Source organism: Paenarthrobacter sp. AR 02 (genome assembly GCF_021538675.1).
Classification (GTDB): domain Bacteria; phylum Actinomycetota; class Actinomycetes; order Actinomycetales; family Micrococcaceae; genus Arthrobacter.
The window spans coordinates 350,962-363,890 of record NZ_JAJUKH010000001.1 but is presented as its reverse complement, the minus strand read 5'-3'; the positions used below and the strand labels follow the sequence as shown (position 1 = coordinate 363,890).

The 12,929-nt window shown below is 60.0% G+C and carries 7 protein-coding genes; 6 read left to right on the top strand and 1 reads right to left on the bottom strand.

Features of this window, described 5'->3' with window-relative positions; genetic code table 11:
* The first annotated feature begins 113 nt into the window (after positions 1-113).
* The 4 genes from LRQ04_RS01720 to LRQ04_RS01705 all read left to right on the top strand — a co-directional run bounded on the left by LRQ04_RS01720 (position 114) and on the right by LRQ04_RS01705 (position 6,969).
* A complete protein-coding gene (locus LRQ04_RS01720; protein ID WP_235517270.1) occupies positions 114-950 on the top strand; it encodes a hypothetical protein in 837 nt (278 codons plus the stop codon).
* Positions 951-1,315: 365 nt separating this feature from the next.
* A complete protein-coding gene (locus LRQ04_RS01715) occupies positions 1,316-4,273 on the top strand; it encodes an Ig domain-containing protein (protein WP_255773866.1) in 2,958 nt (985 codons plus the stop codon).
* A 152-nt stretch (positions 4,274-4,425) separates the two neighbouring features.
* Positions 4,426-5,979 carry a polysaccharide pyruvyl transferase family protein gene (locus LRQ04_RS01710; RefSeq protein WP_235517268.1) on the top strand — a complete coding sequence of 518 codons (1,554 nt, stop codon included), beginning with the start codon at positions 4,426-4,428 and terminating at the stop codon, positions 5,977-5,979.
* A 117-nt stretch (positions 5,980-6,096) separates the two neighbouring features.
* Positions 6,097-6,969 carry an MBL fold metallo-hydrolase gene (locus tag LRQ04_RS01705; protein WP_235517267.1) on the top strand — a complete coding sequence of 291 codons (873 nt, stop codon included), beginning with the start codon at positions 6,097-6,099 and terminating at the stop codon, positions 6,967-6,969.
* A gap of 113 nt (positions 6,970-7,082) precedes the next feature.
* Here the strand turns inward: LRQ04_RS01705 and LRQ04_RS01700 are convergent, their stop codons facing one another.
* Positions 7,083-8,345, bottom strand: coding sequence for a choice-of-anchor P family protein (locus LRQ04_RS01700; protein WP_235517266.1), 1,263 nt, complete (start codon positions 8,343-8,345; stop codon positions 7,083-7,085).
* Between the two features lie 1,434 nt (positions 8,346-9,779).
* On the opposite strand from LRQ04_RS01700, the gene LRQ04_RS01695 reads away from it, so the two are divergent.
* Both LRQ04_RS01695 and LRQ04_RS01690 read left to right on the top strand, forming a co-directional pair.
* A complete protein-coding gene (locus LRQ04_RS01695; RefSeq protein WP_235517265.1) occupies positions 9,780-11,525 on the top strand; it encodes a cell wall anchor protein in 1,746 nt (581 codons plus the stop codon).
* Positions 11,526-11,679: 154 nt separating this feature from the next.
* On the top strand, positions 11,680-12,897 hold the full coding sequence (locus LRQ04_RS01690; protein WP_235517264.1) for an MFS transporter: 1,218 nt from the start codon (positions 11,680-11,682) through the stop codon (positions 12,895-12,897).
* Positions 12,898-12,929 lie beyond the last annotated feature (32 nt).

Below are 12,929 nucleotides of genomic sequence, written 5' to 3'. Positions count from 1 at the left end.
TGGGCTTTGGATTTTGCGACCTGTGCGGCCAAGCCTATTTCCTGACAGGCCAAAATGAGGGGCCAGAGCATCCTTGTCCCACGCGACCCAGGGTGATCGACCCTGCGAAGCACATGGTCACGAACTATAAGGGTGTGGATTCATTCCTCCGGGCATCGGTGATACCGCCGGGATACCAGGTCATTGTCGAAAACGGCATTCCGATCGACATCAACGTACAAAACCGGGGGTACGACACCACCGTCGTCTTTTTCCAAGGAGCCATCGACCCGCGGTGGACGCTGCCGGCCTTTGCTGGGATGGGAGTCTCCTCCGACACGCACGTGAACCGGATTTTCATCTCGGATCCCAGCCTGGTTCTCACTGATCGACTTAACCTTGGATGGTTCGTCGGCAACTCCAGGATGAACATCCAAAAGAACCTCCTGGACATCATTAGTCACATTACGGACACCTGGGGCGAGCAACGCCTTGTGTTCTATGGAGCATCCGGCGGCGGCTTCGCCTCACTCTTTTTCTCCGCCCACTTTCCCGGCTCCCTGGCAATCGTCTCGAATCCGCAGACGAACGTAGCCAAATATGAGCCGGCGGCAGTGGAGCGCTTTGCTGAAGTTTGCTATGGCGTGCGTGGGAAAGAACCCATGAGCCAGCTTCCAGACGACGTAACAACTGACCTCCTTGAGCTTTACCGGGAGCCGCGTGGCAACGTGGTGGCCTACATGCAGAACAGCACGGATGTTTCGCATGTTGAGAACCACATGAACCCGCTGTTGGCGGCGGCCCACCCGGACAATGAGATCCACGTTCTGCTAGGCGAGTGGGGGGAAGGGCATGTCGCCCCACCCAAGCCGATACATGTTCAGGTCTTGGATATTTCATCCAGCCAAGACTGGCGAAGCGGCTTAACTGCTATGGGATTCGAGAGAGTTAGCCTGCCGCTTCACGTTTAGACGCTGGCGCTCGGTGGCGTCTCCAGCTCATCTTCTAAATTCCAACCTCCGTGCCGCGGTGGAGACCGTGTCCCAGGAAGCCATAAAGAATTACCCTGCGAAGTCTCCCATTCTTATGTACTTATGGCACATCCCGAAGAGGGGTGGCCTCCCCGTCCGTCATCTTACGGCTTTGTTCCTTCATAATTCCCTAGTTGAAAGGTCCCTTACAAAGCTGATGTAGTGTGTCGCTTGGTTACTGTTCGGTAGCTATCAAATGGGGGCGGGTTTCCGCCATTTAGCGCGGAAAGCAGACTTTAGTGCGCCATAAAAACCGTAGAAACAGACTTTTTGCTGCCGGGGTGAGCCTTGCCCTTTCGGCGCTCATGCTGGTGGGCCTTGTACCGGCCCAAGCATCGCCAGCCACAACCCAAACATCGCCTGGTACGGCACCGGCAACGGTAGCTATCCAACCGGCAAACACTGTCATCCAGGACACGTCTCAGGATTTCAAGCCACCAGTGACGTCGCCGTTTGCGGATATCGCCACGTCGCAGCAGTTCTATAAGGAAATGGCATGGTTGGCCTCTGCGCGAGTCAGTACTGGTTGGACCGAAGCGAAGGGGACAAAAACCTACCGCGCACTCTTGCCCGTTAATCGCGATGCGATGGCTGCGTTCATGTACCGCCTTTCAGGTAGCCCCGGATTTGTTCCCCCAAAGGTCTCGCCTTTTGCTGACGTGAGCACCTCACAGCAGTTTTACAAAGAAATGGCCTGGCTTGCATCAACCGGCATCAGTACAGGTTGGACGGAAGCAAATGGAACCAAAACGTACCGGGCAACCCAGCCAGTCAACCGGGATGCCATGGCAGCATTCCTCTACCGGCTAGCTGGTAACCCGGACTACACCGCACCAGCAACAACGCCGTTTGCTGACATCACCAAGTCGCAGCAGTTCTACAAAGAAATGACGTGGTTGTCCCAAAGGGGAATCAGCACGGGTTGGAATGAGTCCAATGGCACCAAATCCTACCGTGCGCTGCAGTCGGTGAACCGCGATGCAATGGCGGCATTCATGTACAGATTCCAGCAATTCAAGAGCCCGTTGACCATCACGAATGAACAACTGATGGAGGGCATTGCCGGTGTCAAGTACCTCGACCAACTCAAGGGAGCCGGAGGATTCGGAGAGCTTGCGTGGAAAGCGCAAGGTCTGCCACAGGGACTTAGCATCGCACCCAATGGGGCAATATCCGGGTTGCCTACCGTCACGGGTCCCAGCTCGGTCACCGTAACGGCGACGGACACATCCGGCATGACCGTATCGCGTACGCTGACCCTCGACGTACCGCAGTCGGCTCCGCAGGAATGCGTCGGAAAGCCATGTGAAGTCGTAGTTCCAAAGCAGGACACCATCCACGTCCCGGGCAACAACATCGTTGCCATTACAAGGGAGCCCGCCACCAAGAAGATCACATCAATCGAGCTGACAGACATCGTTGTGGCTCAGGGGCAGGTCCTGACGCTGGCCCCCTGGGCCAACGTCGAGTCCGGAGCAGTCCTTATTGCAGATGACGTGAGCGTTACGACTGCCGGCACCAAGCTAATCAAGACCTCACCCGGCAATCTTTCCTCGGCCTATTCCGAAGGAACTGTTCACTTCACCACAACGGGCGCGTCTGCCCAGCAGGCTGAGACGCCGCCGGTTCTGGCTACGCCTCAGGAATCTCTGAACGCGGTCAAACCGAAAATGGAATGTGATCGCGGAGCCACCGCAGACCTGAAGGGATTGTCCGTTACGCCCGATCTGGAGCCTTCTGTCTACGCTGAGTGGGGTTGGTTTGGTCTTCACCTCATGCAGGCGAACATTGACGGATCAATAACCGTCAACATGGGCGCAGCAGTTTCAGGCGAAGGCAAATGCACTATGACGGTGCCTGAAGTGAAGGTAACTGTCCCCTCAGGTGCAGGCGCGATTGTCATGGCCGCCCAGCCGAGCATCACGTTCGAAGTAACCGGCAAGTTGGATATCAGCGCCTCTGTTGTACTGAAATGTGGCACCTCGTACCAGTGGAGGGACCAGCAGGAAAGCCGCTCAGCGTCATGCAGCACCGAACATGAACCTCTTGCGCTCTCCAGTGATTCAGGCATCGATGCGACCCTCACGGGCGCCTTGGATACCCGCATCACATGGATGGACATCGTTGGAATCACAGGCAAGATCGAAGCTTCCTTGGAGGCCGGCTTCCACCCCACCGAGGATCCGATGGCTGAGCTCAAAGCGTCAGCCGGCGTTGAACTGGGTGCTTGTGCGTTCTGCTTCTGGGAGGATTCACCGGCGAAATTGACGGTGTACTCCGGCACCATATTCGAGAAGACCATCGCAACGTGGTCCGCGAAGCCGCAGCCGCCTGGCGCTCCGGAGCCTGAAGTAGCTCCGAAGATTGAGCCGCTGAAGATCCTTACCACGAGCCTGCCCGGAGCTGTCCTCGGCAAGCAGTACAAGATTGGGATTGGAGCCATTGGAGGCGTAGCACCGTACGCGTGGAAGATATCCAAGGGAAGCCTGCCCGCGGGCCTTTCGTTGAACGCCGTAACTGGCGTCGTCAGCGGAACTCCTCTGGCTGCGGGCACAACAGCCATTACTTTCAGTGCGACCGACAGTCGAGGCGCATCCGCTGCTGCTGCATTGTCCGTGGTGGTGACTCCTAAGCCCGTTCGGGGCAACAAGGTTCTTGTTTACGGATCTACCGACGAAGGTTTCGGCGTGGCCAACGTGGCCCAAACCCTCCGCGCGGCAGGAGCGGAAGTTGTAGTTTCCAAGACGCTTCCCGCGGAATTGGGCACTTACAAATCCATCTGGAACCCCTCGTACAACGGATGGACTGCGGCTGAGGAACAGCAGGTTGCCGGCTATATTATCGACGGCGGCGCCGCATACCTCACGGGCGAACGGCCCTGTTGCGAGGAAGTGAACGACACAGTGCAACGTGTCTTGCGGCAGGTCCTCGTGGATCAGGATGTTGTGGTGGGTCGGCAAGGTGACGTTGACGGACCATACACGTTCAACCCGGCAGCAACCAACCAAATTTCGAAAGCACCCAATCTTCTTTCTGCTTTTGAACCCCTTGCCCCCGGAGCAATCAGCGGGCTTGGGGGAGTCGATGCGCGGAACGTCTTCGCCCGGAGCGATAGCACCGTTGTTGGCGGAGTCTGGTCGGAGGCGGATATGAAGTCCAAGCGAGGCCGAGTGGTGGTTCTCATGGATATCAACTACCTCGAGTACGACACAAGGGCGCCGATTCTGCAGAACGTGCAGAACTTCCTTTCCAAGACGCCTTAATGGCTATTCGCTGGTAGTTTCAGCGCCCTGAGAAGGCATGACCTCGCCAGTTGCGGGGTCATGCCTTCTTTTGTTGGCTGGTGCGTTTCTGCTGACCGTGGGCTGACCCGGTAGGCTGGAATCTGTTTTTTGTGATCTAACACCGGGGAATCGTGCGAGTTGTAGTTCTGGGAGATATTGGCCAATCCGTCTATCACGTGGGCGATGAGGCGATGGCCCACGCGGTGGTGGATGAACTGCAGGCCCGGGGAGTTTCGGACATCGTCCTGCTTTCCCGCAACCCTGAACAGAGCGCACGCCTCTATGACACATCTGCGGTGAAGACCCTGGAGTTTCCTTGGCCTCCACACCGGCGCGAGACATACCTAAAGGAAATCCGCGCCGTTTTGGCTGGCGACTTGGACGCTCTTCCGGTAGGCGACCAAGTGCATGCGCTTATCAAGACCGTTGGCGAGTCCGACGGCGTGGTCATTGCCGGCGGCGGCAACATGAATTCCCCCTACGGTTGGTTGCTCTATGAGCGTGCTGCACTCGGCGCCATAGCAGAGTCGTTGGGAAAGCCTCTCGTTATCTCCGGGCAAACAGTCGGCCCCGTTCTTACCGGTCCGGACTACGACACGGCTATTGAACTCTTCCGGTCCGCCGCGCTGGCAAGCGTGCGTGAGAGCACGTCGCTGGAAATGCTGAATGAAGCCGGCCTCCAGACCGGCTTGACCTTGGACGATGCAAGCTTCCTCAAAGCGAGCCCCGAGGGCGAGGGCTACCTATCGGCGGAACCGTCGTACCAGCCGAAGCCCGGACGTCCCTATCTGGTCGCCACCTTTGCGCCAGGGACCGGCGCCATGGACAGAAATGATTTCAACCAACGGGTTGCCGACATTCTGGACAGGATTGCGGGACCGGGCAGCCTTGATGTTGTCATGATTCCGCACATGTCCCGTCCGGGGAACCGCGACATCGACATCGAGATTCACGTGGACATCCAGCGCAGGATGCGGGCTAAGAACGTCACCGTGTGTGGACAGTTCACTGCCGAGGAAGCGGCCACCCTGACAACACAGGCGGAATTCGTCGTCGCAAGCCGCTACCACCCCATCGTTTTTGCGCTCGGAGCGGGCGTGCCCTGCCTGGCTCTGGCCGTGGATTATTACGGAGAGGTTCGCCTCGGCGGCGCCTTGGCGAACTGGGGCCTGGGGCACACGATGCGGTCACTCCGGCACGTAGTTACTCCTGAATTCAATGATTTCGTGGACGAGCTTTGGGGTCGCCGCCGTGACATCAGGGATTACCTGAACACCATTAGCCCATCACAAGCCGACTTCCAAAGTGCTTGGTGGGACACCGTCGTCGAAACCTTGAAGGGAGCGACACAGGTCGCTCCGATTCTTGACATCCCCGAACCGATTTTCCCGGAGCTTCACTCTGGTGAACACCCCGAAGCAGCGAAGCTCACGGCCAACAACGAGGCACATATCGGGCACCAGTCCGTGGAGCTCTACCGACTGACGCACGCTCTGGAGGACACCACGGGAACCCTGGCCGCGGCTGAGGCCGAGCGTGAGAGGTTACGGGTGGCCCTGGAGGCAATGTCGGGGGAGATAACCGCCGTCGAGTCCGAGGTGAGCCGATTGGAACAGCAGTTCAGCGCACTCGAGTCGTCCAAGGTGGTTCGACTGGCACGGCGCCTGAGGCTTCTCCGCTCCTAGACGGAACCACAGGCCGTTTTCCACGGTGTGCCGCCAGCCTTTCCAGCTTCCCCCCGGTTTCCGTGGGTAGAGTAGAGGCCTGAACATCGCCGGATTGCATTGGATACGGAGAACGCATTGTCAGCTTGGCTAGAACTCGGACCGGACAACTACGTCTTGAAAACTGAGGGTTCGTTACTCAATACCGGGCTCGTGGTGGGCTCCGAGCTCGCCATGGTCATCGACACCGGCTGCGGCCCGCGCCAAGGCCGCGAGATCCTTAATGCAGTGCGGGAAAAGACCCAGCTGCCGCTGGTGGTAGTGAACACCCACGCCCACTACGACCACTTCTTTGGGAATGCCGTTTTTGCGGACGACGGCGTCACGGAGTTTTGGGCCCACGCCAACTCCGCGGCGGCCATTGAAAAAGACGCCGACAATCAGCGCCGCTTCGTCGCCACGAACGAACCGGAGATGGCAGCAGGGGAGGGCGACGCCGTCGAGGTCGTTGTCCCAAACGCGCTTGTTCATGACCAGCCCGTGCTGGTTGACCTCGGTGGGGTCACTGCGACGCTCTTCTACTTGGGCAGGGCCCACACGGATGGTGATTTGCTGGTAGGCACCAGCTCGACGTTGTATGTTGGCGACGTTGTGGAACAAGGCGCCCACCCGTCCTTCGAGGATTCATACCCGGAAGAGTGGGCGGACGCCTTGCGTCACATCTCTGCGCTGCGGCACCGTTACGAACACCTGGTTCCGGGCCACGGCGAGCCCGCGAGCGACCAGTTCGTCAAAACCATGGCCAACACCATGAGCACCGCCGTACGGCAGGCCACCCAGTCGATTCGTGACATGCCCTCGGACGCAACCAAAGCCATCCCCGTCCTGCCGTATGGTCCAGAACAATCCCGCTGGTTCATCAAGCGGCTGCAGGAGACCAATGCTGCGGGTCGTACTACTCTGGGTACCCCTGACTTCGGACCGGGAAAAACAGGTTCATATCCTTCCTGAGTAAGCGCGTGGCCAATCAACGAAATAAAGGAACGGTCCGTCACCTTGATTGGTGACGGACCGTTCCTCGTTTTCGCCCCAGTAGCTATGGGTCCTTTGGCGACTACTAACTTCTAGAGTGCAACTCCCGTGCTCGAATAGCCGATCTGCAGACGTGACCCTGTCGGCAATGCACCGATGGGCTGGCTAAGGACAACGTCGATCATCGTGACAATGATGGCACTCGATGACTTGCTGACCTTGTGGAGGGTAACCTGCCCCAGCCCGGCGACTTGGACCACCGTGTTCGGAGCGACCGATGCATTGATGGCGGGCAGCCCGGCAATCCTTAGGTTGGTGAATGTCGACGTATCCGTCAGAGTTGCAGTAGTTGCGCCCGCAGTCCGGGTTGCGCTCGTTTCAGCCTTGATGCCATCCGCCTGAATCAGTCCGTTGAGGACGTTGAGTCCTGCAATGGTGTTCGTCACGGTGCTCTTCGGCTGCGGGCTTAGGACACCACTGGTCTTCGTTGAGGTTGCTCCGACTGTTGCCAGCCCCGGAACGGTGGCCCCTGCCAGATTCGCTGATCCGGCCCCACCGCTGCACCCGACGTAGGCCAGCGCAGTGGGACTTGAATTAATCAGCCCCGAAGCAAGCAAGGCCCTGGTGCTGAAACCGGTGCCGGAAAGGTAGCCCGACTGTGGAGCCGTAAGGTTCGCAGAGCTGACCCCAAGACGGATATCCGTTCCGACCTTGAGCCCAGGGAGCCCGGTCTTCAGGACTTCGACACGGAGGGCCGTGGTCGACACCTGATAGGCGCCGTTGACCAGGCGCTTTTCCTGCCCGTTCAGCGTGATCTTGCCGACTGAGCCCACCAACGGTACTGAGAGATCCAGCACCGTATTGGCCCCAGGGTTGGCCCCAACCGCGACACCCAGAACCTTCAAATCAGCGATGGTGGTCTTGTTCGTTCCGGCAAACGCGCCTGCTGTATTTTTGTCCGCCGAACTCTCCGACGTGATGGCACCGGCGGTGATCAGCCCACCCAGGAGGTTGGCTCCGTTAATCGTTGATTTGCTTTCGATCCGTTTCCCTGTGGCGGTAAGCAGGGATTTGACACTGGTTGATGCAGAGCCGACATTTCCGACGGCTGGGACAGTAAGTGCCGCTGCGGTGTTCGATGACGTCTTTCCGGTGGCGCCAGTGCAACTGATGCTTGAACTAGCAGTCGGTCCTGAAGTCAGGGTCTTATCCGCATTGAAAATGTAGGAACCATATGCGGTGCCGGAGAATCCGGTAGCTACTTGAGCTGGTGTAGTAGCAGCGAGAGCCGGTGAGACCGGTCCGGCCAGACTGAGTGCTAGAGCCCCCAATAATGCAACATGCGAACGCTTCATGTAGTTATCTCCCCAGAATGTTTTACACGATCTCGTAAGTTGCTTACGATGGCGCTCACGGTACAGCCCCGAAATAGGCTAAAACAATAGGTCCGTCGAATTCAGTAAAGAGTTTACGAGCGCGTGGTGCCGGGCCCGCGAGCATGAGCGCGACCCGCCACAAACATTCACGAATTTCTTTACTCCCAGCCATGGACTAATTGGTTGGGTCCGTCCTACGATGAAGAAGACCATTGGCTCGCGACTACCTGGGGGTGTCGAGATGAAGGGTTCACGCGTTTTTCCGCGTGCGGCCAGCATTCTCCGCTCTGTCATGGTCGCTGGAGCTGGCACGGCAATCTGGATGGCTCTCTCGGCAACGTCAGCAAATGCCGACTCTGGCCCACAAAATAGCCACTCACTCCTGGGTGAAGTCAGTTCAACCGTGGCCTCAGTAACTTCGACCGTGAAAAGCGCGCCCACACCGCCACTTAGTGTTCCGGTGCCGAATGTGCCGGTGCCGGTGCCAGCGCCGGTCAAAGCCGTGATACCCGCGAAACCTATTGCAGTTCCCGTGCCCGCTCTCACGCCAATCGTTCAACAAACGGGCGCATCTGTTGACACCGTCGTTGGTTCGGTCCCGGTGGTCAGCCATATCCTCCCTGCCGATACGACCGACGACGCCGTGCGCACCGTGATTACGCCGGTTACTGATGTCGTTGACGATTCAGTTGGTGCAGTTGCTACCCCTGTCAACGATGCAATCGCACCGGTGCGACTGGAGCCTGTCACCGATGTGACCACACCCATTCTTGAACCGATCGTTGGGGTGGTGGACACCGTTCTGCCGCCGGTGGGAACGGTCCTTGAACCATCTGCACCTGCGTTACCTCCACTCTCCGGAGCGGACTCATCCGTTCCGCCAGTGCTGGACGGAACCGCGCCGCCTGCGCCGGAAATCCTGACCGAAAGCGTCTCTGCAGCCGCGGACGCTTTGCCGGGGCCCGACGTCGTGCTTACAAAGGCCGAGTCCGCAGCTTCGGCACCCACAATCGCTACGACGGTGTCCATATCCCACGTACTCAGCTCACGGGGCAGCATCCCGGTCACTAAAGTCCAGCCGTCGGCGGTGCTTCCAGGTCTACCCGCTGACCCGCGTCTTGCCCTCGAAGCGGTACCCGCCGGGGTGGCTGGGGCCGGATCCAATAGTTCCCAAAATGGCCCACCAAGCCCCGCTGCTGCTTTCTTGCACGAGGCAATGATTGTCCCCGTCGACTCACTACCGGGTTGTTCCGCGGTCGGCGAAAAGCAGAGTCCCGAACCCGTTTGTTTTGACCCTGGCTCCTCTCCTGACTGATTCCCTGGCCATGCCGCGCGACTCTTCGCGGCAGACAGCTGTAAGGACGTTCGTCAACGGACGTCTCTGGGAACAAGATCTTTCAGGAGAAGACCACAATGAACACGACCATACGCAAGTGCCTCATCGGCACATGCTTTGCCGGAGGCATGATTGTCCTCAGCGCTACCGCGGCGAACGCCGCGGACACCACCAGCGGCAACGACGGGAAGCTTTCCGGAACGCAGGTGATAGCGCCAGTCACAGCTCCAATCAATCTCGGCGCGACGTCGCTGGGCCTGCTGGGAAACTCAGCAGCCAGCACGTCGGCGCCGGCACACGCTGCATTTTCAGGCGCAACACCCGCCGCCAGTACCAGCGGCTCCAACAGCATCGGTTCCGGGACCCAAGTGGTCGCTCCGGTCACGGTGCCCATAAACCTGGGCTCGTCGTCAGTGGGTCTGCTGGGGGGTTCCACTGCGACGAGCTCAGCTACACCTGCCGCTCCAGCAGCGGCAGCGAGCCCGACGCCGGCAGCCGGCACCGGCGGCGCCGGCGCGATTGGGTCCGGCACCCAGGTGGTTGCACCGGTAACGGTTCCCATCACCGTGGGGTCGACGTCGGCCGGTGTCCTGGGGGACTCAACCGCCACCTCATCATCAGCTCCTGCCCCGGCAGCTTCGGCGCCAGCGCAGGCAACTACGTCGGGGGGAGAGAGTCTTGCGTCCGGCGCTCAGGTAGTGGCTCCGATATCGGTCCCTGTTAACGTCGGAGCCACTGCTGTGGGTGTCGGCGGTGATTCTTCCGCCGTTTCGGGTTCCCCAGCCGGATCTGCCGCTTCCGGTGGTTCTACTTCGGGTGCTTCGACGAATGGTTCGAATGGTATTGGTTCGGGGACTCAGGTTGTTGCTCCGGTGACGGTTCCGGTGGGCCTGGGTTCCACGGCGGCTGGTGTGTTGGGTGATTCCTCCGCCACGTCCGGTTCCGCTGCCGGGCCTGCCGCTTCCGGTGGTTCTACTTCGGGTGCTTCGACGAGTGGTTCGAATGGTATTGGTTCGGGGACTCAGGTTGTTGCTCCGGTGACGGTTCCGGTGGGCCTGGGTTCGACGGCGGTTGGTGTGTTGGGTGATTCTTCCGCCACGAATATGGGCACCACAGGTGGGACGGCTCCGGGCACGACGACCGGCGGTACCACGAGTGGTTCTGGCGGCATCGGTTCGGGGACTCAGGTTGTTGCTCCGATTACGGCTCCGGTGAGCCTGGGTTCGACGGCGGTTGGTGTGCTGGGTGATTCTTCAGCCACAGGTACTGGCACTACGGGCGGAACGGTTCCGGGTACTACTACCGGCGGTACCACTAATGGTTCTGGCGGCATTGGATCGGGCACTCAGCTGATCATCCCCATCACGGTTCCCATCAGCACTGGTTCCACCTCGGTGGGCGTCGGGGGCGGTTCGGTAGGCACGATCACCCCTCCTGTTGTGACTCCGCCTGTTGTCACCCCTCCGGTTGTAACCCCGCCGGTAGTCACTCCTCCGGTTGTGAACCCGCCGGCTGTTACCCCGCCGACGTCCGGTGGCCCCGATAACGGTGGAGAGAACACCACGGGCACTCCGACAACCGGTATCAACACCGCCGGTCTCATCACCACCGGCGGCGCTGGCACCCCAGCCGGCAAGGTCGTAGCCGCTGGTGTAACAGAGGGTGCGACAACCACCGCGGTTCCGACCGCCGTCGGAGGCCCCAGCGTTCTGGCTACGACGGGCCTGAACGAAACCTTCGTTCTCTGGTCGGGAGCCATGCTCCTGATGGGCCTGTTCCTGACAGCGGCCGGCCGTCGGAAGGCAGCCGCCAGCCGCCGGTAGTCTCGGACGATCCCGCTTCGCATGTGGGTGTTGCGGTTCCGGAGCCCGGAACCGCAACACCTGCGCGGTGGTCAGTGTGCAATCGCATTGGTGCGTCCATTGCGAAACGTCATGCTGACCCTGCTTGCGCCACCGCAGTCCTAGGATGAAAGGGATGACCGAGACCCAGACAAACCAAGCTTTCAGCCTGCGCAGCATCGCACTCCCGGCCTTCGGGCCCGCGCTGTTGTTTTGTATTGGCGAAGGTGCGGTCCTCCCGGTCATTGCTCTTTCTGCCCGCGACCTCGGCGCCTCCGTTGCGGTGTCGGCGTTGGTCGTAACGCTCATTGGCATAGGCTCCTGGCTTTTCAACATTCCGGCGTCGATCATCACGGAGAAGTTCGGCGAACGATGGTCCATAGTCGGCGCCGGCGCTTTGGGTGCCCTTGCCTTGGGCGTATCAGCCTTCGCACCGCAGGTGGACAACGGGCTGGGGTTGTTGGCAGTGTCCATGACCTTGGTGGGTATGTCGGCCAGCGTCTTCAACCTCGCTCGGCAAAAGTTCCTCACCGAAGCCGTCCCGGTCATCTTCCGGGCACGCGCCCTCTCCACCTTGGGCGGCGTGACCAGGATCGGCATCTTCATTGGGCCCTTCGTCGGTGCCGGCGTGATGCAGTTTGCCGGCATCAGCGGGGCCTACTGGGTGGGCTTCGCGGGCATGATGGCGGCTGCAGCCTTGTCGCTCACCATCCCGGACCTGGTGGCCCCTGAAACGTCCGACGGCGGTCCCCGCCCTCCGGCGTCGACGTTGCGGAGCGTCGCGGTTTCGCACGCGGGAGTGTTCCTGACTGTCGGATTCGGGATCCTCCTGCTGAGCGCGCTGAGGGCGTCGCGACAAGTGGTTATCCCCCTGTGGGCGGATCACCTGGGGCTCGACGCCACACACGCGTCGCTGCTGTTCGGGCTCTCCGGGGCGATCGACATGCTGGTGTTCTACCCGGCGGGGAAGCTCATGGACAGGAAGGGGAGGCAGTGGGTAGCTGTCCCGTCCACGCTGATCATGGGAACAGCACTGATATTGATCCCCTTCACGGGCGGGTTCGTCTCCTTGCTGCTGGCAGCCTTGCTGATCGGATTTGGCAACGGCATCAGCTCGGGGCTGATCATGACGTTGGGTGCCGACTTCTCCCCGGATAACGGCCGCAGTCATTTTCTTGGCATTTGGAGGTTCATCGCAGATTCGGGGGCAACTGGGGGACCGGTGCTGCTGTCCGGGTTGACGGCCGCGGTCTCCTTGTCCGTGGGCGTCTGGGCCACCGGGATACTGGGGTTCGCAGCGGCGGCGGTATTCGCCGTCGCGATTCCGAGGCTGAAGCATCGCAGGAACTACTAGTCCGGCCCCCGCACCTTCATAAGGCGTGAGGT